The sequence below is a fragment of the Oerskovia sp. Root918 genome (assembly GCF_001428945.1).
In the GTDB taxonomy this organism is placed as follows: Bacteria; Actinomycetota; Actinomycetes; order Actinomycetales; family Cellulomonadaceae; genus Oerskovia; species Oerskovia enterophila.
The window spans coordinates 989,767-1,011,563 of sequence record NZ_LMJG01000001.1 but is presented as its reverse complement, the minus strand read 5'-3'; the positions used below and the strand labels follow the sequence as shown (position 1 = coordinate 1,011,563).

General features: G+C 72.2%; 17 protein-coding genes and 1 tRNA gene. 9 read left to right on the top strand and 9 right to left on the bottom strand.

Translation table 11 applies throughout. From position 1 onward, the window contains the following. Window positions 1-147: 147 nt before the first annotated feature. Window positions 148-1,434, bottom strand: a complete 1,287-nt coding sequence (locus tag ASE27_RS04295) for a CynX/NimT family MFS transporter (RefSeq protein WP_082608484.1) — start codon at window positions 1,432-1,434, stop codon at window positions 148-150. Between the two features lie 186 nt (window positions 1,435-1,620). On the opposite strand from ASE27_RS04295, the gene ASE27_RS04290 reads away from it, so the two are divergent. The 3 genes from ASE27_RS04290 to ASE27_RS04280 all read left to right on the top strand — a co-directional run bounded on the left by ASE27_RS04290 (window position 1,621) and on the right by ASE27_RS04280 (window position 3,654). Next, window positions 1,621-1,693, top strand: a tRNA-Arg gene (locus ASE27_RS04290). A 148-nt stretch (window positions 1,694-1,841) separates the two neighbouring features. Beyond that, complete coding sequence (locus ASE27_RS04285; RefSeq protein WP_056646147.1) at window positions 1,842-3,005, top strand: N(5)-(carboxyethyl)ornithine synthase; 1,164 nt, start codon at window positions 1,842-1,844, stop codon at window positions 3,003-3,005. 22 nt (window positions 3,006-3,027) lie between these two features. Next, complete coding sequence (locus ASE27_RS04280; protein ID WP_056646144.1) at window positions 3,028-3,654, top strand: CYTH domain-containing protein; 627 nt, start codon at window positions 3,028-3,030, stop codon at window positions 3,652-3,654. Window positions 3,655-3,725: 71 nt separating this feature from the next. On the opposite strand, the gene ASE27_RS04275 is transcribed toward ASE27_RS04280, so the two are convergent. Continuing rightward, window positions 3,726-4,370 carry a hypothetical protein gene (locus ASE27_RS04275; RefSeq protein WP_056646141.1) on the bottom strand — a complete coding sequence of 215 codons (645 nt, stop codon included), beginning with the start codon at window positions 4,368-4,370 and terminating at the stop codon, window positions 3,726-3,728. Window positions 4,371-4,576: 206 nt separating this feature from the next. Between ASE27_RS04275 and ASE27_RS04270 the strand changes: the two genes are divergently transcribed. Next, on the top strand, window positions 4,577-6,277 hold the full coding sequence (locus tag ASE27_RS04270) for a sodium:proton antiporter (RefSeq protein ID WP_056763979.1): 1,701 nt from the start codon (window positions 4,577-4,579) through the stop codon (window positions 6,275-6,277). Between the two features lie 76 nt (window positions 6,278-6,353). Here the strand turns inward: ASE27_RS04270 and ASE27_RS04265 are convergent, their stop codons facing one another. The 3 genes from ASE27_RS04265 to ASE27_RS04255 form a co-directional block, all read right to left on the bottom strand. Then, a complete protein-coding gene (locus ASE27_RS04265; RefSeq protein WP_157257366.1) occupies window positions 6,354-7,148 on the bottom strand; it encodes a M15 family metallopeptidase in 795 nt (264 codons plus the stop codon). 204 nt (window positions 7,149-7,352) lie between these two features. Continuing rightward, on the bottom strand, window positions 7,353-8,447 hold the full coding sequence (locus ASE27_RS04260) for a hemolysin family protein (RefSeq protein ID WP_056646132.1): 1,095 nt from the start codon (window positions 8,445-8,447) through the stop codon (window positions 7,353-7,355). Further along, complete coding sequence (locus tag ASE27_RS04255) at window positions 8,444-9,934, bottom strand: hemolysin family protein (RefSeq protein WP_200955875.1); 1,491 nt, start codon at window positions 9,932-9,934, stop codon at window positions 8,444-8,446. The genes ASE27_RS04260 and ASE27_RS04255 overlap by 4 nt, the downstream gene beginning before the upstream one ends. Before the next feature lie 184 nt (window positions 9,935-10,118). Here ASE27_RS04255 and ASE27_RS04250 point away from each other — a divergent pair, with 184 nt between their 5' ends. The 3 genes from ASE27_RS04250 (at window position 10,119) to ASE27_RS04240 (ending at window position 16,146) form a co-directional block, all read left to right on the top strand. Next, window positions 10,119-10,883, top strand: a complete 765-nt coding sequence (locus ASE27_RS04250) for a response regulator transcription factor (protein ID WP_225219744.1) — start codon at window positions 10,119-10,121, stop codon at window positions 10,881-10,883. Continuing rightward, the gene (locus ASE27_RS04245; RefSeq protein ID WP_082608481.1) at window positions 10,880-12,046 is read left to right on the top strand and encodes a cell wall metabolism sensor histidine kinase WalK; all 1,167 of its coding nucleotides are present in this window, start codon (window positions 10,880-10,882) and stop codon (window positions 12,044-12,046) included. Before ASE27_RS04250 ends, ASE27_RS04245 begins: the two co-directional genes overlap by 4 nt. 254 nt (window positions 12,047-12,300) lie before the next feature. Then, window positions 12,301-16,146 carry a multifunctional oxoglutarate decarboxylase/oxoglutarate dehydrogenase thiamine pyrophosphate-binding subunit/dihydrolipoyllysine-residue succinyltransferase subunit gene (locus ASE27_RS04240; RefSeq protein WP_056646129.1) on the top strand — a complete coding sequence of 1,282 codons (3,846 nt, stop codon included), beginning with the start codon at window positions 12,301-12,303 and terminating at the stop codon, window positions 16,144-16,146. 82 nt (window positions 16,147-16,228) lie between these two features. Here the strand turns inward: ASE27_RS04240 and ASE27_RS04235 are convergent, their stop codons facing one another. After that, window positions 16,229-17,224, bottom strand: coding sequence for an aldo/keto reductase (locus tag ASE27_RS04235; protein WP_056646126.1), 996 nt, complete (start codon window positions 17,222-17,224; stop codon window positions 16,229-16,231). Between the two features lie 147 nt (window positions 17,225-17,371). Here ASE27_RS04235 and ASE27_RS04230 point away from each other — a divergent pair, with 147 nt between their 5' ends. Both ASE27_RS04230 and ASE27_RS04225 read left to right on the top strand, forming a co-directional pair. Then, window positions 17,372-18,286, top strand: a complete 915-nt coding sequence (locus tag ASE27_RS04230) for an aldose 1-epimerase family protein (RefSeq protein ID WP_056646804.1) — start codon at window positions 17,372-17,374, stop codon at window positions 18,284-18,286. A gap of 119 nt (window positions 18,287-18,405) precedes the next feature. Then, window positions 18,406-19,038: a GDSL-type esterase/lipase family protein gene (locus ASE27_RS04225; protein WP_235534437.1), complete on the top strand. Its 633-nt coding sequence runs from the start codon at window positions 18,406-18,408 to the stop codon at window positions 19,036-19,038. Between the two features lie 141 nt (window positions 19,039-19,179). Here the strand turns inward: ASE27_RS04225 and ASE27_RS04220 are convergent, their stop codons facing one another. Genes ASE27_RS04220 through ASE27_RS04210 form a run of 3 tightly spaced genes read right to left on the bottom strand, consistent with a single transcriptional unit; the run spans window position 19,180 to window position 21,661 of the window. Next, a complete protein-coding gene (locus tag ASE27_RS04220) occupies window positions 19,180-20,109 on the bottom strand; it encodes a DUF4097 family beta strand repeat-containing protein (protein ID WP_056646123.1) in 930 nt (309 codons plus the stop codon). Then, entirely contained in the window at window positions 20,106-20,708 is a 603-nt protein-coding gene (locus ASE27_RS04215) for a PadR family transcriptional regulator (RefSeq protein ID WP_056646799.1), read from the bottom strand. The genes ASE27_RS04220 and ASE27_RS04215 overlap by 4 nt, the downstream gene beginning before the upstream one ends. Then, window positions 20,708-21,661, bottom strand: a complete 954-nt coding sequence (locus ASE27_RS04210; protein WP_068625390.1) for a DUF4097 family beta strand repeat-containing protein — start codon at window positions 21,659-21,661, stop codon at window positions 20,708-20,710. Before ASE27_RS04210 ends, ASE27_RS04215 begins: the two co-directional genes overlap by 1 nt. Window positions 21,662-21,797 lie beyond the last annotated feature (136 nt).

Here is a 21,797-nt window from a genome sequence, read left to right as displayed (position 1 = left end):
GGACGCCAGGGCTTTGCGTCGCCGTCCGCGACGGGCGGACGGGCGGCCACCGGTGCGTGCTGCGACGTCGCGCCGCGCGTCGCCCGGCGGGTCTGCCCCACCGGCCCGACGGCGTCGCTCACCTCGCGTCGTCGCCCTCCCCCGGCGTCACTCCCCCGGGCGGGCCCTGCGTCCCCACGAGTCCTCGATCATGGACGGCCGGCAGCCCGCGACCGCGGCGAGGAGGATCACGACGAGCGTGCCGAACAGGAAGACGAAGGTGCTGGTCCAGGTGCCGCTGCGCCCGTAGAGGATGCCCGCGGTCAGCGGCCCTGCCCCCGCGATGAGGTAGCCGACGCCCTGCACGAATCCCGACAGCGCCACGGCCCCTGCCGAGGTACGGCTCCGCAGGTTGATGAGCGCGAGGCCCAGGGGGAACGTCGAGGCCCCGAGCCCCGCGAGGACGACCCACACCCAGGTGGCGGGGCCGGCCTGGGCGCCCATGAGCCCGGCGTAGCCGACCGCGAGCATCGCGACGAAGAGCACGACCAGCAGGTACGGGTTGCGCATCCGGGCCGCGAGCAGCGGCGTGACGATCGACATGGGCATGCCGACGAAGGCGTAGAGCGCGAGCGCGCTCGCCGCGACCGGCTCGGACATGCCCGAGTCGATCAGGACGTGCGGCAACCACGCGAACATCACGTAGGTGTTGAGCGAGTTGAGCCCGAACATGACCGCGATGCCCCATGCGAGCGGGCTGCGCCAGGCGCGGCCCGCGTGGCGGTGACGTCCGTCGAGGCCCACGGTGTGCTCGGGCGAGTGCTCGAGCACCGACGCGAGCTCGGCACGGGCGCGCGCCGAGCGCACGATCACGACGGTCCACGGCACGGCCGCGAGCAGCCCCACGAGCGCCCACCCGCCCAGCGCCGGGCGCCAGCCCAGCGACGACGCCATGCCGACCACGAGGAGCGGCGGGATCGCGGTGCTCAGCGAGAGCGTCACGGTGTAGGCCGCGGTCACCGCGCCGATGCGGTCGGGGAAGTACCTCTTGACGAGCGGCGGGAGCAGCACGTTACCCATGCCCATGCCCGCGAGCGCCACCGCGGTCCACACCAGGAAGCCGGGGGCCGAGGTCGAGACGGACCGCAGGATCTCGCCGACCGCGCTGATCAGGAGCGCCGCGACGAGCGTGGGCTCCAGACCGAAGCGGCGGGAGAGGGCAGGCACGAGCGAGCCGAAGACCGCGAACGCGATCACGGGGACCGTGCCGAGCAGCCCCGCGAGCTGGTCGCTCAGGTCGATGTCGACCCGGACGACGTCGAGGATCGGGGAGACCGCGGCGACCGCGATCCGCAGGTTGAACGCGGCGAGGACGATCCCTGCGAGGACGACGAACCGCCCTCTCCACGGCCGGAGGGTGCTGTCGGGGGTCGAGCTCGAGTCCTGGCGATCCACTCAAGGAGGGTACGCACCGGTCGCCTCGGGCATCCGTCCCGAGGGGTCTCCTGGGGTGGTGAGTCCGGTCACCCCGCCCCGACGGGCGGGCAGAACGTGCGGATCCGGGCAGGTGGGAGCACGAACCCGCCGGAGGCTGGTAGTCTCGTGCACCGTGCCGGATGCTCGTCAGAGCGAACGCATGCTGCCCTCGTAGCTCAGTGGATAGAGCGTCTGCCTCCGGAGCAGAAGGTCGTAGGTTCGAGTCCTATCGAGGGCACCGCAGACCAAGCCCCTGGACCCTCGGGTCCGGGGGCTTCGTCGTGCCCGGGAGCCGCCGAGACCTGGACCCGGGTGGTCCCCGCGCCCTCCGCACCGGTGTAGCGTCCGCACTACAGGGCCACCGTGGTCTCGTTGACGGGACAAGCGTGACAACAGCATCGAACGACTCCATCCTGGGCCTCCTCGGAGCGTCGCGGAAGCCCGACGAGCGCAGGCTCCCCCTCCATCCGGACCACCTCGAACGGATCGCGCCCGAGCTGCGGGCCCGGATCGTCGTCGAGCGCGGCTACGGCGAGCGCTTCGGGGTGAGCGACGAGCAGATCGCTCCCTGGGTGCGGTCGCTGGGTACGCGCGCCGAGGTCATCGAGGCCGCCGACGTGGTCCTGCTGCCCAAGCCGCAGCACGAGGACCTGCGCGACCTGCGCCCCGGGCAGACCCTGTGGGGCTGGCCGCACTGCGTCCAGGACCGTGGGCTGACGCAGCTCGCGATCGACAAGAGGCTCACGCTCGTCGCGTTCGAGGCCATGCACCACTGGGCGGCCGACGGCGGGTTCGGCCTGCACGTCTTCCACAAGAACAACGAGATGGCCGGCTACTGCTCGGTGCTGCACGCGCTCGAGCTGTGCGGCTCGACGGGCGACTACGGCCGGCGCCTGACCGCGGTCGTGATCGGGTTCGGCGCCACGGCGCGCGGGGCCGTGACGGCCCTCAACGCGCACGGCATCCACGACGTCCGCGTGCTGACCAACCGCCGGGTCGCCGCGGTCGCGGCGCCCATCCACTCGGCGCAGATCGTCCAGTTCGACCACGACGACGGCCCCTACCTCAGCGAGGTCATCACGGACGACGGCCGGCTGCCGCTCGCGCCGTTCCTCGCCGAGAGCGACATCGTCGTCAACTGCACCCTCCAGGACCCCAACGCCCCGCTGCTGTACCTGCGCACCTCGGACCTGGGCGCCTTCCGGCCCGGCAGCCTGATCGTCGACGTCTCGTGCGACGACGGCATGGCGTTCGACTGGGCCCGCTCCACGACCTTCGCCGACCCCCTGGTCACGGTCGGCGAGAGCATCAACTACTACGCCGTGGACCACAGCCCGTCCTACCTGTGGAACTCGGCGACCTGGGAGATCAGCTCCGCCGTGCTGCCGTTCCTCCCGGCCGTCATGGCAGGCCCCGCGGGCTGGGACGAGAACGAGACGGTCCGCCGCGCGATCGAGATCCGCGACGGGGTCGTGCTCAACCCCGCGGTGCTCGAGTTCCAGCACCGCGAAGCCGCGTACCCGCACCTGCCGGTCACGGACCCCGCGTGAGCGAGCGCGTACGGTATGTCCCATGACCGACGGTGGTAACGGAGACTTCGAGTTCGAGCGTCGCTTCCTCCTGAAGGACGTCCCGGTCGACCTGCTCGACGCGCCGGCCCTGATCGTGCAGAGCTACTTCCTGGCGCAGGACGGCTTCGCGATCCGCCTGCGGGTCCAGGCGAGCGCGACCGACGCGACGCTCGCCGCGAGCACGTCTCCTCTGCACGTCCTGGAAGAGCACGCGTTCGACTTCTGCGCCCTCACGGTCAAGGGCCCCACGAACGGCGGCACGCGGTACGAGGCCGAGCGCGAGATCGACGTCAACGTGGGGATCGAGATGATCCGGCGCGGTGGCGGTCGCATCGTCAAGACGCGCTACTCCGCGTGGTTGGGCGCGGACGGCTGGGTCATCGACGTGTTCGGGGGCGCCAACCACCCCCTGGTCATCGCGGAGTGCGAGCGCTCGGGGCCGGTCGTCGACCTGCAGATCCCGTCGTTCTGCGTCACCGAGATCACCGACGACCGCCGGTTCTCCAACGACTACCTCTCGCACACCCCGTACTCGGGGTGGGCGGCCTCGTTCGCGGCCGAGCTCGCGGTGTCCGGGCCGCGCTTCCGCCAGGACTTCGGGCACAACGCGCGCCTGCCCGGGGAGTAGTCGGGCAGGCCAGGGCGACGGCGGCCGGGCCGTGCACGGAGCGACCCGGCCCGTGCACGGCCCCTCGCCGCTCAGGACAGGTCGTCCTCGACCGGTCCGCGCTGCCCCACGGGCGTGGTCCCCAGGCCACGCGCGTAGTAGACCCACGGGAACCACGTCCCGATCCGCTCCCACCCCTCGGCCTCGAGCCCGAACCTGCTCGCCCCCAGGACGTAGACGCGCTTGTGCTCCCACTGCTGGGTGGTCCGCTCGATCGTGTGGAACGCCGCGCCGAACCCGATCGAGCGCCACCCGTGACGCCCGTAGACCTCGAGCGCGGCCATCTCGGTCAGGGCCGTGACAGGGGCGAGGGTCCGGGTGTCACCCGGGACGGCGCCCGCGATCAGGTCGTCCACGAGGCCCGGAGCCCCGTCGCCGGGCCCGGCGGGTCGCCCGAACCGCTGCTGGGCCGCCTGCCGTGTGATGCCGAGGGCCGTCCCCACGGCCTCCCAGCTGTGCCCTGCGGAGCGGGCCGACGACACGGCCGTCGCGAGCAGCTCCTCGGTCGCGAGATGGGCGCGCGCCGTGAGGGCCACGAGCTCGAGGTGCGCGGCGGGCTGGGTCGCGATGCGGTCGCCGATCCCGGGGTCGGCGGCTGCCACGGCCTCGGCGAGCAGGTCGTCGAGCGACCGCGGGTCGCGGGGTTCGAGGCTGCCCCAGGCGGGTGCGCCGCTCACGGCTCGCGACCCTCGTCGATGCCCGACGCCGGAGCACCGGTTGATTCTTCTGCCCGCCACTGGTTCGCCATGTGTCAACCCTGGCTTGACACGATAGCCCTGTCAAGAGGTGGTTGACACCCAAGGTGCGGCGCGCGCCCGGTGGGGAACACGCCGTCGGGCCGTCCCCCGCGCCTCACTGCCGACCCGGGCGGAGAATGCAGGGCATGGACGAGGCCGTCGTACTCCTGGTCATCACCGGTGCCCTGGCCGTCACGGCCGTGGCGCGGCACTGGGACCTGCCCGCTCCCCTCCTGCTCGTCGTGGTCGGGCTCGGCGTCTCGCTGATTCCGGCGGTCCCGCACGTCGAGCTGGCCCCCGAGGTGCTGCTCGGCGTCATCCTGCCGCCGCTGCTCTTCTCAGCGGCCACCGGGAGCTCCTACCAGGACTTCCGCACGTCGCTCAACGCGATCGTTCGTCTGGGCGTCGGGCTCGTGGTCGTCACGGCGCTCGCCGTGGCCTGGGTCGCGACGATCCTGCTCCCCGACCTCCCGTTCGCCGCAGCGCTCGTCCTGGGCGCCGTGGTCGCCCCGCCCGACGCGGTCTCGGCAGCCGCGGTAGGGCGCCGCCTCGGCCTGCCCCGCCGCGTCATGACGCTCCTGGGCGGAGAGAGCCTCATCAACGACGCGACCTCGCTCACGCTCTACAAGGTCGCGCTCGCCGGGGTCGCCACGGGCGCCTGGGTCTGGACCGAGGGGATCGGGGTCTTCGCGCTCGCGGTCGTGGTCGGCGTCGGGATCGGGCTCGTCATGGGCATCGGCATGCACGCTGCCCGGCTACGGCTCGCCGACCCGCTCCTGACGAGCGTCGCGGGGATCATCCTCCCCTTCGCGGCCTACTGGATCGCCGAGGAGCTCAGCGGCTCGGGCGTGCTCGCGGTCGTGGCTGCGGGCCTCTACCTGGGGCACACCGCGCCGACGGCCGGCTACGAGACACGGCTCGTCGAGGAACCCCTGTGGGACAGCCTCGACCTGCTGCTCGAGGCCATCACGTTCGCGCTCATCGGGCTCCAGCTCAAGTTCGTGGTCCAGACCGTCGTGACGTCCGACGAAGGGCTCCGCACGGCCGTCTGGGTGTCCCTCGCAGCCCTCGCGGTCACCATGGCGATCCGTCCCGTGTACGTGTTCGCCACGTCCTGGCTCGACCGCGTGCACCTGCCGGGTTCCAAACGCACCCGGGCCGACGAGCTCGGTTGGCGCGAGTCGCTCGTGGTCTCGTCGGCCGGGATGCGCGGCGTCGTGACGCTCGCGGCGGCGGCCGCCATCCCCGCGACGCTCGGCGGCGCCGAGTTCCCCGGCCGCGCCACGATCCAGCTCGCGGCCTTCACGGTCGCGATCGGCACGCTCCTGCTGCAGGGCGCGACGCTGCCCTGGGTCATCCGACGTCTCGGGGTGGGCGGGGAGGACGAGGCCGCGAGCGACGCGGCCGAGGAGGCGCGCGTCCGCCGTCTCATGGCCGAGGCGCAGGCCGAGGCCATCTCGCGCGCCACGAAGGAGTGGGCTCCCCTGATCGGCGAGGAGAAGGCCGAGGCGACGCGCGCGGCCATGTCGGCCGCGATCGTGGGGCGCGCCCAGGCCGCGGCCCGACTGCTCTCACCCGAGTCCGAGGCCGAGGAACCGGCCGAGCAGGCCCCGTCCCGGGCGCGCCCCACGGGCGGCCGGGCCTATCCGATGGCTCGCCTCGGGGACCGGTCGGACGACCTGCGCCGGCTCCGCGCGCTGCGCGCCGACATGAACAGGGCTCAACGCCAGGTGCTCGTCGACGAGCGCGACGCGGGTCGCCTCAACGAGACGGTGATGCGCAGGATCCTGCGCGAGCTGGACATCGAGGCCGAGGCGCTGGCCGAGTCGTGGGTCAACCGGATCTGACGACTCCCTCGCGGTTGGCGCGGTCGGCGCGGGCCGGCGCGGGCACAGCCGGGCAAGGCCGCTCGGACGGGACCGCTCAGGTGAGACCGCCGAGCGCGATGACGCCCTCGGTGAACTCGAAGTGCCACGGCTCGTACGCCCCGCCGCCGCCGCGCTTGGCCCACGACGGGTTGGCCCAGCCGTACAGCTCGCCGTTCTTGTTGATCCAGGAGTAGACCTCCCGGTTGCCCGTCTCGGTCGAGCACAGGTCGATCGCGAGGCCCCAGCCGTGGAACGACGTGCCCGGCTTGGCCGCGAAGCCGCCCCGCGTGCCCTTGAGCGAGACCTGGGACGCCAGGGTCCGGTAGCTCGACACGAGGCAGATGTCCCGGCCGAACGTCGCACGGAACGACTCGTTCATCGCGGACAGCGCGACCGCGGCGTCCGGACGCAGGGACTCGCCCGCCTGCCACAGGTCGCACAGCTCGTGCCCCGTGAGCTTGCCGTTGCCGCTCGTGACCTCGACGCTCGGGTCGCAGTTCGGGAGCGGTGCGCGCTCGACCGAACGGCTCGCGGCCTGGGCCCGGCCCTCGATCTTGGGCGCCGACGCCACGTACTCGGACGTGGGCTCGGCCGCGACGGGCGCGCTCACCAGGTCCAGGGCCGTGGGCCCGACGGGCTTGCCGTCCGGGGCGTAGGGAGAGACGGGACCGTCCTGCGCGCCCGCGGAGAGCGGCATGGCGATGGTCGCGACCGCCAGGGTCCCGAGGACGGCCATGCGGGGTGCCCAGCGCTGGTGGGAGGGGATCTCGGCCCGACGACGGCCCTTGTGCCCGGTCTCCGCCTCGCGTCGGGCGCGGCGTGAGTCGGAGGTCGAGGACGACGACTCCACCAAGCCTCCACTCCGAGCGGCCGCCCGACCGCCCGCAGGCAGCCCCTGGACGACCAGGACCGACGAGCGCGTGGACCGCGCCCAGCCTCGCAGACCGGACGACCCTCCCGTTGCAGGAGGAACCGTGCGAACGAAGCAACGAAACAATAACGGGGGGTGACAGGGAAACCAAGTCCCCAGTTCAGAGCCCCGGGGGGCGCCGACTCAGTGCACTCGGCGCTGCATCGCGTCCCGCACCTCGCCCACGAGCTCCTCGAGGATGTCCTCGAGGAAGACGACTCCCACGGCACCCTGCGCACCCGCGGGCGCTCCGTCGTCGGGCACCGTGCCCGTGGAACCCTGGACCGGGACCGCGTCCACGCGGGCCAGGTGAGCCCCCGACTGCTGCATGGCGCGCAGCGCGTCCTCGATCTCGTCCCCCGGCTCGGCCGTCGCGAGCGCGCGCACGCGCCAGGACGGGACCGGCCGGAACCGGTCCTCACCGCTCGCGTAGAGCACGTCCTTGAGGTGCAGGTACCCGACCAGCTCGCCCCGCGCGTCGGCCACGGGGAAACGGCTGAAGCCGGTCTTCGCGACCAGGCGCTCGATCTCGTCGGGCGTGCAGCCCTCGACCACGGTCACGAGCCGGTCGACCGGGACCATGACCTCGGCGGCCGTGCGCTCCGAGAACTCGATGGCCCCCGAGAGCAGCCCCTGCTCGTCGCGCAGCAGGCCCTCGGCCTGCGAGTGCTCGACGATCGACTGGACCTCCTCGGCCGTGAACACCGACGCGACCTCGTCCTTGGGCTCGACGCCCGCCCAGCGGACCACGTGGTTCGCGAGCCAGTTGAGCGCGACGATGATCGGCTTGAGGATGCGCCCCAGGACCACGAGCGGCGGGCCGAACCACATGACGGCCTTCTCCGGCCCCGCGACCGCGAGGTTCTTGGGGACCATCTCGCCCAGCACCACGTGCAGGTAGACGACGATCGCGAGCGCGACCACGAACGCGATCGGGTGGACGAACGCCTGGCTCACGCCGAGCGCGTGCAGCGGCACCTCGAGCAGGTGCGCGACCGCGGGCTCCGCGACCACGCCCAGGCCCACCGAGCAGACCGTGACGCCCAGCTGGGCGCACGCGAGCATGAGCGAGACGTGCTCCATGGCCCACAGGACCGTCTGCGCGCGCCGGTTGCCCTGCGCCGCGAGCGGCTCGATCGAGCTGCGACGGGCCGAGAGGATGGCGAACTCCGCGCCGACGAAGAACGCGTTGGCCGCCAGGAGGACGATGCCGAGGATCAGTGCGGGAGTCGTGCTCATCGTGCACCTCCGGCAGGCTCGGAGCCCTGGTCGCCCGAGCGCGGGCGAGCGCCCGGCGGGCGCTCGGGGGCGGGCCAGCGCGTCGTACCCGGCCTCTCGCCCTCGATGCCCTGGTCGGGGACGATGTCCGGACGGTCGCCGTCGGGCGACTCGAGCCGGACCCGCAGGCGCTCGACACGACGCCCCTCCATGGCCTCGACCCGCAGCACCACGCCACCCGCACGGACCTCGTCGCCCGCGACGGGCACCCGGCCGAGGTCGGCCATGACGAGCCCGCCGAGCGTCTCGTACGCACCGTCCTCGGGGACCTCGAGGCCCGTCGACTCGACGAGCTCGTCGGGCCGCAGGACGCCCGGCACGATCCACGAGCCGTCCGCGCTGCGGGCCACCCCGGCCCGCCGCGGGTCGTGCTCGTCCGCGACGTCGCCGACGAGCTCCTCGACGACGTCCTCGAGCGTCACGACGCCCGAGGTCCCGCCGTACTCGTCGACGACCACGGCCATCTGCAGGCCGAAGCCGCGCAGCTCGACCAGCAGCGGCCCCAGCGCGACCGTCTCCGGGACGCGCGGGGCGTCGACCATGAGCGCGGCCGCGGGGACCTCGGAGCGCCGCTCGTGCGGCACACCGATCGCGCGGCGCAGGTGCACCAGCCCGACGACGTCGTCCCTGTCCTCGCCGATCACCGGGAAGCGCGAGTGCCCCGAGGTCCGGGCCAGGGCCACGACGTCCTCGGCCGTGTCCTCGCGGCGCAGCACCACCATGCGCATGCGGTCCGTCATGACGTCCACCGCGCTGAGCTCGTCGAGCTCGATGGAGTTGGTCAGGAGCGTGGCGACCGAGGTGTTCAGGGTGCCCTCCTGGGCGGAACGCTTGACGAGCGCCGCGAGCTCGGAGGCCGAGCGTGCGCCCGAGAGCTCCTCGCGCGGCTCGACGCCCATGCGCCGCAGGATCGCGTTGGCCGACCCGTTGAGCACCGAGATCACGGGCCGGAAGAGCTTGGTGAACTGGCGCTGGATGGGCACGACCTGCCGCGCGGTCTGGTAGGGGAGCGAGAGCGCGAAGTTCTTGGGGATGAGCTCGCCGAACAGCATCGAGAACAGGTTGACGACGACCAGCGCGAGGACCACGGCGAGGACCGTGGCCGCGCCGGCGCCGAGCGCCGTGCTCCCCAGCGCGTCGCCGATCAGGTTCGCCAGCGCGGGCTGGGCCGTGTAGCCCAGCAGGATCGTGGTGATGGTGATGCCCACCTGTGCCGAGGACAGCTCGGTCGACAGGTGCTTGAGGCCGGCCCGGACGCTGCGGTCACGACGGCCGCTGCGCTGCTCGGCGGCCGTGGCCCCCTCGCCGTCGCCCTCCTCGTCACGGTCGCCCGTCCTGGACAGCACGGCGGGGTCCAGGGTGACGAGGGCGAACTCGCTCGCCACGAAGACGGCGGTCCCTGCGGTCAGGAGCACCCCCAGCGCGACCATCAACCAGTCGCCTACCACGGGGTGCTCCACGGATATCGGGATTTGCTCTTCATCGTGGCAACGATGTTATCCGCCGTCGGGCCGCCGTCCATCCGGAAACTCCGCCCGGCGACGGCCGTCGCGAGGCGGACGGGCGCCCGACATCCCCCGGTTTCGCCCCGACCTCCGACCATCGCAGGCCGGTTTGTGCCACGCTGGTGCCATGACAGCCAGCGCATTCCCCACCGGCAGCGGCGCGACGAGCGGGGCCGGACCTGCGGGTACGCCCGCGCAGCAGGCCGCGAACATCCTCGTCGTCGAGGACGAGCCGGCGATCGCCACCGCGATCGCCCAGCGGCTGAGCGCCGAGGGGTGGCGCGTCGAGGTGGCGCGCGACGGGCTCTCGGGGGTCGAGGCCGCGACCCGCCTGCGCCCCGACGTGATCGTGCTCGACGTCATGCTCCCCGGCATCGACGGGCTCGAGGTCACGCGCCGCATCCAGGCCGAGCAGCCCGTGCCGATCCTCATGCTCACGGCGCGCGACGACGAGACCGACATGCTGATCGGGCTCGGCGTGGGGGCCGACGACTACATGACCAAGCCCTTCTCGATGCGCGAGCTGGTCGCGCGGGTCAAGGCGCTCCTGCGGCGCGTGGACCGCGCGGCCCAGGCTGCGACGTCGACCCCCACGGACCCGCCCATGGTCGTGGGCGACGTCGTGATCGACCGCGCCCAGCGGCGCGTGCACCGGGCCGGCGAGGAGGTCCACCTGACCCCCACCGAGTTCGAGCTGCTCGTCATGCTCGCCAGCTCCCCCAAGACCGTCCTGACGCGCGAGCGCCTCCTCGCCGAGGTCTGGGACTGGGCCGACGCGAGCGGGACCCGCACGGTCGACTCCCACATCAAGGCGCTGCGCCGCAAGCTCGGCCCGGACCTGATCCGCACCGTCCACGGCGTCGGCTACGCGTTCGAGCCCCCGGTCGCGTGACCTCCGGACCCCGGACGCTGCGCCCCCACCTCCCGGACGTCCGGCCCCTCGACTCCTTCCGGTCGCTCAAGATCAAGCTCGGCGTGCTGGTCTTCGCGACCGTCACGCTCGCCGTCCTCATCACGTGGCTCGGCCAGCAGAACAAGCTCGGGCCGACGCGGACCTTCCCCCTCGCGATCGTGCTCTCGCTCCTGCTCACCCAGATCCTGGCGCGCGGCATGACCTCACCCCTGCGGGAGATGACGGCCGCCGCGCGCTCGATGGCCGACGGCGACTACACGCGCCGCGTGCGGGCAACGAGCCGTGACGAGGTGGGCCAGCTCGCGGTCGCGTTCAACATCATGGCCGAGGACCTCGCCTCGTCCGACCAGATGCGGCGCGAGCTCATCGCCAACGTGTCGCACGAGCTGCGGACCCCCATCGCAGCGCTGCAGGCCCAGCTCGAGAACGTGGTCGACGGTGTGAGCGAGGCGAACCCCGCGACCATGGAGATGGCGCTCGCGCAGACCGAGCGCCTGACCCGCCTCGTGACGTACCTGCTCGACCTGTCGCGGATCGAGGCCGGCGCCGCGGCGCTCAACATCCAGGACGTCCCGCTCGGCGACTTCCTCGAGGAGAACGCCGACGCGGTCTCCATGGTCGAGGCTGGCAAGCACCTGCAGTACGTGATCGACGTGACGCCCGAGGACCTGACGCTCCCGGCCGACCCGGAGCGCCTGCGCCAGATCATCACCAACCTCCTCCAGAACGCGATCCGGCACTCCCCGCAGAACGGCGAGATCCGGCTCGAGGCCTACCCCGTGGACGACGAGGTCGTCATCGAGGTCATCGACCAGGGGCCGGGCATCGCGAAGAAGGACCGTGAGCGGATCTTCGAGCGCTTCGCGCGCGGCAACGCGCCCTCGCACGGGCACACCTCGACGGGCGGCACCGGGATCGGCCTCGCGATCGTCCGTTGGGCCGTCGACCTGCACGGCGGGCGGATCGAGGTCGCCGACTCGCTGCAGGGGGCGACCATGCGCCTGACGTTCCCCGCCCACCCCCACCCGCACACGACGGGACTCCCGGACGACCTGCCGGAGATCCTGGGCACGGCCCTGGGCGAGCCCCGGCCCACCCGGCGTGACACCGGGGAAGAGGGGCGACCCGACGCCAGCGCGTGAGACCTTCGTCACACTGACGGTCGTGCATACCCGGGGATGGCCTAACCGGCCTCGTCTTTGGCCGGTGAACAGGTCGTCGTTGCCCCCCGTTTGCCTCAGGTAGACATCCGGTGAAGAAGGACCGCACGCCTTGCGCCGACTGGCGTCCCGGGGCGCCCCGCACCGCCCTCGAGGGCCTACGCTTGACGGGTCCGGTTCCGGACTAGGTACCCGATATCCAGTGACGATCAGTGGTGAAAGTGGGCGATCCTCGCGTGTCCCCGAAGGCTGAGTCAGAGTCGATCAGCGCAGCTAGTTCTGTGTTCGGCGCCAACGAATGGCTTGTCGACGAGCTGTACGAGCAATACCTCCAGGACAAGAACGCGGTCGACCCCGCGTGGTGGGACTTCTTCGCGGACTACCGTCCCGGGGAGAAGTCTGCCGAGGTGAACGGGAGCCCTGCCCCCGTGAACGGCGCGTCGGCCCCCGCCGCCGCCGGCCCTGCTCCTGCCGTCCAGATCCCCGCGAAGGCCCCTGCAGAGCCGCCGGTCGCCGCAGCGCTCCCCACCCCCGCGACCGACGGCTCGGCCGCCGGTGAGTCGGCGCAGCGACGCAGGTCGCCCGTCGTCCCCGCGGACCCGACCGTCAACGCGGCGATCGCCGCGATCAAGGCCACCCGACCGGTCGCGACGGCACAGCCCGCGACCGCGCCGTACGCAGCGGTCGCGACCGCGCCGTCCCGCTCCGACTCGCCCGAGACCGGCGACGACGTGCAGAAGCTCCGCGGCCCGGCCGCGCGCGTCGTGGTCAACATGGAGGCCAGCCTCGAGGTGCCCACGGCGACCTCGGTGCGCGCCGTCCCGGCCAAGCTCATGGTCGACAACCGCATCGTCATCAACAACCACCTCGCCCGTGGGCGCGGCGGCAAGATCTCGTTCACGCACCTCATCGGGTTCGCGCTCGTCGAGGCGCTCACCGAGATGCCCGCGATGAACGCGAGCTACACGCAGATCGAGGGCAAGCCGGCGGTCAAGAACCCCGCGCACGTCAACTTCGGTCTCGCGATCGACCTCGCCAAGCCGGACGGCACCCGCCAGCTCCTCGTGCCGAGCGTCAAGAGCGCCGAGCAGATGGACTTCGCGCAGTTCTGGGCCGCCTACGAGGACCTCGTGCGCCGGGCGCGTGGCAACAAGCTCACGGTCGACGACTTCGCGGGCACCACGATCTCGCTGACCAACCCGGGCGGGATCGGGACCGTGCACTCGGTCCCCCGCCTCATGCAGGGTCAGGGCACCATCATCGGCGTCGGCGCCATGGACTACCCCGCGGAGTTCGCGGGCGCCTCGGTCGAGCAGCTCGCCCGCCTCGGCGTCTCGAAGGTCCTGACGATCACGTCGACCTACGACCACCGCATCATCCAGGGCGCGCAGTCCGGTGAGTTCCTGCGCATCCTCGGGACCAAGCTGATCGGCGAGGACGGTTTCTACGACCGCGTCTTCGCCGCCCTGCGGATCCCCTACGAGCCGGTCCGCTGGACCCGCGACAACACGACGGACGCCGAGATCGAGGCGGCCAAGCCCGCCAAGATCGCCGAGCTCATCCACTCGTTCCGCTCGCGCGGCCACCTCATGGCCGACACGGACCCGCTCGCCTACCGTCAGCGCAAGCACCCCGACCTGGACGTGCAGACGCACGACCTCACGCTGTGGGACCTGGACCGCTCCTTCCCGACCGGCGGTTTCGGCGGCAAGACGAAGTCCACGCTTCGCGACATCCTCGGCCTGCTGCGCGACTCGTACTGCCGCTCGATCGGCATCGAGTACATGCACCTGGCCGACCGCGCCCAGCGTCGCTGGCTCCAGGAGCGCCTCGAGTCGGGCTACGCCCGCACGCCGCGCGAGGACCAGCTGCGCATCCTGCGCCGCCTGAACTCGGCCGAGGCGTTCGAGACGTTCCTCCAGACCAAGTTCGTCGGGCAGAAGCGCTTCTCGCTCGAGGGCGGCGAGTCCGTCATCCCGCTGCTCGACGCCGTCCTGTCCAAGGCGGCCGACGGGGGCCTCGACGAGGTCTGCATCGGCATGGCCCACCGTGGTCGCCTCAACGTCCTGGCGAACATCGCCGGCAAGAGCTACGCGCAGATCTTCGCGGAGTTCGAGGGCAACCAGGACCCCAAGAGCGTCCAGGGCTCGGGCGACGTCAAGTACCACCTCGGCACCGAGGGAACGTTCTCCGCCGAGTCGGGTGCGCAGACGCGCGTCTACCTCGCGGCGAACCCCTCGCACCTCGAGGCCGTGGACCCCGTGCTCGAGGGCATCGTGCGAGCCAAGCAGGACCGTATCGACCTGGGCGGCGACGGCTTCTCGGTGCTGCCGATCCTCATCCACGGCGACGCGGCCTTCGCGGGCCAGGGCGTGGTCCCCGAGGTCCTGAACCTCGCCCAGCTGCGCGGCTACCGCACCGGCGGCACCATCCACGTGATCATCAACAACCAGGTCGGCTTCACCACGGGCCCGTCCTCGTCGCGCTCCACGCTGTACTCGACGGACGTCGCCAAGGGCTACCAGGTCCCGATCTTCCACGTGAACGGTGACGACCCCGAGGCGTGCGTGCGCGTCGCCGAGCTCGCCTTCGCGTTCCGCGAGCAGTTCGACCGCGACGTGATCATCGACATGATCTGCTACCGCCGCCGTGGTCACAACGAGGGCGACGACCCCTCGATGACCCAGCCGCTCATGTACAACCTCATCGAGGCCAAGCGCTCGGTCCGCAAGCTCTACACCGAGAACCTCGTCGCCCGCGGAGACATCACGCTCGAAGAGGCCGAGCACGTCCTGCAGGACTACCAGGCCCAGCTCGAGCGCGTGTTCACCGAGACCAAGGAGGGCGGCTTCACCCCGTCGCCGTCCTCGGAGCCCGTCGCGGGCCTCGAGCGTCCCGAGTCCCAGCGCGAGGACGCCGGCACGATGGTCGGTTGGAAGACCGCGATCGACCAGTCGGTCATCGAGCGGGTCGGCCAGGTGCACGTGGCACCGCCCGAGGGCTTCACGGTCCACCCCAAGCTCGCGCAGCTGCTCGAGAAGCGTCACCAGATGTCTGCGAACGGCGGCATCGACTGGGGCTACGGCGAGCTGCTCGCGTTCGGCTCGCTCCTGGTCGAGGGCACCCCGGTGCGCCTGGCCGGGCAGGACTCGCGACGCGGCACGTTCGTGCAGCGTCACGCGGTGCTGCACGACCGCGAGACCGGCGCCGAGTGGACCCCGCTGCTGTACCTGTCGGCGGACCAGGCCAAGTTCTGGGTCTACGACTCCTCGCTGAGCGAGTACGCGGCCCTGGGCTTCGAGTACGGGTACTCGGTCGAGCGCCCCGACGCCCTGGTCCTGTGGGAGGCGCAGTTCGGCGACTTCGTCAACGGCGCCCAGACCGTCATCGACGAGTTCATCTCCTCGGCCGAGCAGAAGTGGGGCCAGAACTCCTCGGTCGTCATGCTCCTGCCGCACGGCTACGAGGGACAGGGACCCGACCACTCGTCGGCCCGAATCGAGCGCTTCCTCCAGCTGTGCGCCGAGAACAACCTCACGGTCGCCCAGCCGTCGACGCCGGCGTCGTACTTTCACCTGCTGCGTCAGCAGGCGTACGCCCGCCCGCGCCGCCCGCTCGTGGTCTTCACGCCCAAGCAGCTGCTGCGCCTCAAGGCCGCTGCCTCGGCGGTCGAGGACTTCACGACGGGCACGTTCGAGCCCGTGATCGGGGACGCCTCGGTGGACCCGGCGAACGTGGACCGGGTCCTGCTCTGCACGGGTCGTGTCTACTACGACCTGCTCGCCGAGCGGACCAAGCGCGGCGACGACAAGACCGCGATCGTGCGCCTCGAGCAGCTCTACCCGCTCGACGTGGACGGCATCCGCACGGAGCTCTCCAAGTACGCGGGAGCCGACGTCGTGTGGGTCCAGGACGAGCCGGAGAACCAGGGTGCGTGGTCGTTCATCCACGTGAACCTGCCCGAGGACATGCCGCGCGTGCGCGTCGTCTCGCGTCCCGCCTCGGCCTCGACCGCTGCGGGTACCGCCAAGAAGCACCAGGCCCAGCAGGCCGTCCTCCTCGAGCAGGCCTTCGCCCGCTGACCGGACGCTCTCGCTGAGCGCTGCACGACGAAGGCCGCCTCCCCGTCCGGGGAGGCGGCCTTCGTCGTGGTGGGCGCCGGACCTACCAGCGTGCGTGGATCGACTCGCGCAGGTACCGGTCGTAGATCTCGCGGATACCGGACGTGAAGAGCGGACCGAGCACCTCGGCCGACCCGGCTTCCGCGTTGGCCCGCGCCTGCTCGACGTTGCGCGCCCCGGGGATCACGGTCGAGACCCCGGGCTGCTGCCAGATCCAGGCGATCGCGGCCTGCGCGGGGCTGACGTCGGGGCCGAGCACGTCGTGCACGAGCGCGGTGAACTCCCCCGCGGCCGTGATCCCGGTCTCGAAGTCGACCCCGGAGAACGTCTCGCCGACGTCGAACGCCGAGCCGTCCCGGTTGAAGCTCCGGTGGTCGTTCTCCGCGAACGTCGTCTCGCGCGTGTACTTCCCGGTCAGCAGACCCGAGGCGAGCGGGACGCGGGCGATGATGCCGACGCCTGCCTCGGAGGCAGCGGGGAGCACCTCGTCGAGCGGCTTGAGCCGGAACGGGTTGAGGATGATCTGCACCGTCGCGGTCCCGGGTCGAGCGATGGCCGCGAGCGCCTCGTCGACCGTCTCGACGCTCACGCCGTAGGCCGCGATCGCCCCCTCGGCCACGAGCGTGTCGAGCGCGTCGTAGACCTGGTCGTCGTCGACGACCGACGAGGGCGGGCAGTGGAGCTGGACGAGGTCGAGCCGGTCGGTCCGCAGGTTGCGGCGCGAACGGTCGATCCACTCGCGGAAGTTCGCGAGCGTGTAGCTCTCGGGTACCTGTGGTGCCCGCCGACCCATCTTGGTCGCGACCGTGATCCCTGCGCCGGGGTTGTCGGCGAGGTAGGAGCCGATGATCTCCTCGCTGCGGCCGTCTCCGTAGACGTCGGCGGTGTCGAAGAACGTCACGCCCGACTCGGCCGAGGCGTCGAGGACGGCGCGGGCGTCGTCCTCGCTGACCTCTCCCCAGTCGGCCCCGAGCTGCCAGGTGCCGAGCCCGACGACCGAGACCAGCCTTCCTGTGCGTCCGAGCACTCCTCGTTCCATGTGTTCCTCCTCGTCCTGCGGTGGTGCTCCCGTCGCCCGGGGGCCGGGGACGGTGCGTCGCTCGGCCTGCTGCCCGCGGTGAGCGGCACGACCGGGTTCTACTGTCGCTGCTCGCGCGGTGTTCCGCACCCAGTAACGTATGTGATCGTGAACATCAAACCACCGTCCGGCGCCCAGATCCGCATCGAGCACGGGGACCACCGCGTCACCGTCACGGAGGTCGGCGCAACGATCCGCGAGTACTCGGTCGGGGGGCGCGACGTCTTCACCCCCTTCGCCGAGACCGAGCTCGCTCCCGCGTCCCACGGAGCGGTGCTGCTCCCCTGGCCCAACCGGCTGCGCGACGGGCGGTACACGTTCGACGGCGTCGAGCTCCAGCTCCCCCTCACCGAGGTCCCCCGCAGCACCGCGATCCACGGCCTGGTGTGCTGGGAGCGCTGGGACGTCGTCGAGCAGTCCGCGTCGGCCGTGACCCTCGAGCTGCACCTCGTCCCGACCCCCGGCTACCCGTTCGACCTCCTCGCTCGCGTGTCCTACGCACTGTCCGACGCCGGCCTGCGCGTCACGACCCGCACGACCAACGTGGGCGGCACCGACGCCCCCTACGGCGTCGGGTTCCACCCGTGGCTCTCGCCCGGTGACGCGTCGGTCGACGAGTGCACGCTGCGCCTCGACGCGAGCACCCGGGTCACCACCGACGAGCGCCTCCTGCCCACGGGCACCGAGCCCGCGACCGGCGACTTCGACCTGCGCGAGCCGCGCCTGCTCGCAGGGATCGACCTCGACGACGCCTACGTCGACGTCCTGCGCGACGAGGACGGCCTGTCCTGGATGCAGCTCAGCGCCCCCGACGGCCGCACGGCCGCGGTCTGGATGGACTCCTCGATGGACACCTGGCAGGTCTGCACCGGAGACCACGTGTCGGCCACGGCGTACCGGCGCACGGGTGTGGCGGCCGAGCCCATGAGCTGCATCGCGGACGCGTTCCGCTCGGGCGAGCGCCTGGTGCGCCTCGCTCCGGGCGCGTCGCACGAGGCGACGTGGGGCGCCACGCTGCTCTGAGCCGGTCGGGCCCTGCGCGACGCTGTGCCGCCGGTCACCTTCATGGTCGCCTCCGGCACCAGTTGCCGTCCGTCGGGCCCGACCTCCCGCACGGGACCCCAGTCGTGACAGACAATGGTGTGCGAGCGAACGAGGAGCACATCACCGTGGGAGAACCTGAAGTACGGATCTGCGTGGTCGGCGACGAGCTGATCGCGGGCGTCGGCGACGCCAAGGGCCTCGGCTGGGTGGGGCGCGTCGTCGCCCGCACCCGTTTCCCCGGGACGGCGATGGTCTTCCCGCTCGCGATCCCGGGCGAGACGACCACGGCGATGAGCCAGCGCTGGGACCTCGAGTCGGCCAAGCGGTTCCACCCGGACCCGGAGTCGGACAACCGTCTCGTCATCGCGCTCGGGCGGCACGACCTGGACGCCGGCCTGTCGGTGGCCAGGTCGCGCCTCAACCTCGCGAACGTGCTGGACGTGGCCGAGCAGCGCAGGCTCCCGGTGTTCGTGGTGGGCCCCCCGCCGGGCCGCCCCGAGGACAGCGACCGCCTCGCCGAGCTGTCGGGGGCGTTCGCCGACGTGGCGAACCGGCGACGGGTCCCGTACGTCGACACGTTCACGCCGCTCGTGACGCACGAGCAGTGGCTCGCGGACCTCGCGACGGGGGTGGGCGGGTACCCGGGGCAGGCGGGCTACGGGCTCATGGCCTGGCTCGTCCTGCACACGGGCTGGCACGCCTGGTTGGGCCTGCCCGACGACGTCGCGTAGGCCGGGCGAGCACGTCGCCCCGCGTTGGCCGAGGACGGCCGTCGTGCGGCGGCCGATCAGGACGACGACAGACCACAGCGGCTCGTGCCCCTACCCGGGGCACGAGCCGCTGTTCGTCGCGCCCCTGCGGGCGATGGAGCCTCAGGCCCGCGAGACCGTGAGGTTCCCCGAGATCGAGCTGGCCGAGACGTAGGCACCGCTCGTGCCGTCGGAGTGGTCGACCGCCGTGGTGCGCGACTGCGTGCTGGGCAGCGGGGCGCCGTCGAGCACGACCTTGCCCGTGACGGCACGCGCCTTGAGGTTGACCCCCGCCCCCGGTCCGAGGCGGAGCGTCACGTCTCCCGAGACGGTCTTGGCGGTCACGAGCGGCGTGGTCTCGCGGGCCTCGACGACCACGTCTCCCGTGACCGTGCTGGCCGTGACCCGGCCGAGCCGTCCGCCGACCTCGACGCGGCCCGAGGCGGTGCCGACCCGGACGTCCCCCTCGTGCGCGGTCACGGCGACCCGTCCGGCCGCGGACTTCACCGCGAGCACGCCGGCCGTGTCGTCGACCGTCACGGCACCGTCCGCCGTGGTGACCGAGACGTCCGCGCGGGTGCCCGTCACGGAGACCGCGGCGCGTGCCGTGGAGACCTTCACGGGCAGGTGCGCCGGGAGCACGACGCGCAGGGTCGCGGTGTCCTTGTCCTTGAGACCGCGGACGCGGTCCACGACGCCCTCGACCCCGGCGAAGTCGTAGGCGATGCGGAGCTCGCCCGCGTGCGACGTGACGTGCAGGGGCCGCGGGCCCACCTCGGTGACGTCGACGCTCGCGCCGGACTCGCGTGTCGGGTCGCTCACGACCTCGACAGCGCCGTTCGTGAGGCCCACGACGAGCGAGGCCACCTCGCCGACCTCGATCTGCTGCGGTGCTGCGATGACCCAGGACTCGGTGCCCATGTCGTTCTCCTTCTGCGTCTGCGTGTCGTGCCGGTCGTCGTGCTGCTGGACGTTCTGGTGGTGCTGGTCCTCGGTTCCCTGGTCGCCCGGACGCGGATCAGGGGGCGGCGGCGGCGTGTCGTGGCCCGTCATCGGAGCGTCCCCCGGACGGCCCGGCGTGCCGAGTCGAGCACGGTGCGCAGCGTCTCGAGGGTCAGGTCCGTCACGGCGCTGCTCGCGTCGGCCTGCCGCAGGTCGGCGCGCACGTCGTCGCGGAACCGCTGGACGAGCGCCTCGGCCTCGACGCGTCGCGCGTAGGACTCGCCGCGCCGGGGGTCCGGGGGCGCCGCGGGGCGCGGTCGCACCCGGGCTTCCTGGGCCGCGGCCGCGAGCTCGGCGCGCAGGCCCTGCATCGAGCCCTCGATGTCGGTGCGCAGCGCCTGCGCCCGTGTCCGGACGGTCTGCGCGATCCCGTCCTCGAGCGCCGCGACGTCGGCCTGGCGGGCCATGACCTCGGCCCGGCCCGCGGGCGTGAGCTCGTAGGTGGACTTGCGGGCCTCGTCGCTGCGACGCACGAGCCCCTCCTCCTCGAGCCGTGCGAGGCGCGGGTAGATGGTGCCCGCGCTCGGCCGGTAGGTGCCGCCGAAGCGGTCGGAGAGCTCGGTCATGAGCTCGTACCCGTGCTTGGGGCCCGACTCGAGCAGCGCGAGGAGGTAGAGGCGCAGCTCGCCGTGGGCGAAGACGGAGGCCATCAGCGGTCCGCCGGTCCGTCCGCGGGCCCGCCTGCCGTCCACGGCGCCTGCACGCCTGCGGTGCCCCACGGCGCTCCGTAGCCTGGGTACGCGTCGGTCGGGGCGTCGTCGGGGACCCCGTGCCCGGTCGGCGCCCCCCATGTCACGGGCTGCTCGGGATCGCCGCGCAGGACCGTCACGTTGCCCGAGACCGAGTTGACCTGGAGCCGCTTGCCGGGGGCCGCGGCCGGACCACCCTGGCGGTAGGCGCCCCCGGGCGTGCCCCGGTGCTCGACGCCGTCGACCACGAGCCGGCCGCTCACGCAGCGCAGCGCGTAGTCGAGCGCGTCGGGCTCGGGGACGCGGACCAGGACGTCGGCCGAGACGGCGTTGACGTTCATGGAGTCGGGCGTGCTGCTCGAGTCGAGCGTGACGTTCCCGGACACGGTGTTGAGCTTGACGTCGCTGAGCGCGCCCGAGGCCGTGAGGTCACCCGAGACCGAGTCCATGACGAGCGTGCCGACGTGGTCACGCACCGTGACCTCGCCCGAGACGGTGTCGACCCGCACCGCGCCCGTGGTCTGGGTCGTCATCACGGACCCGCCCACGGTCGCGACCGAGACCTTGGCGTGCGTCCCGGCGACGAGGCCGTCGCCGCGCACGGTCGCGAGCTTGACCGCGACGTGGGCCGGCACGCCCACGTAGACGTCTGCACGGTCCTTGCCGCGGTAGTTGCGGAACGAGTCGAGGAAGCCCTGCCAGCCACCCGTGGGCGAGTACCCGACCCGGAGGCGGTCGCCCTCGAGACGCACCTCGAGCGGCCGGCCCTCGATCGAGTGGATCTCGACGCGGACGCCGGGCTCGTCGTGCACCACGACGTCGATGCGCCCGTTGAGCAGGTTCGCGTCGAGGCGGCTCACGGGCCCGACGTCGATGGTCTGGGGACCCGTCACGGTCCAGCTCTCGGTCGCCATGTCTCTCCTCGCGCTCCTGCGGTGTCCCGCTCGGTAGTCGATGACGCGATGTATCGCGTCTTTCTCCACACGATATATCGCGTCTTGGACCAGGACAAGCCCTGGATGTGGGAACATTGAGCAGACAGAATCCGGC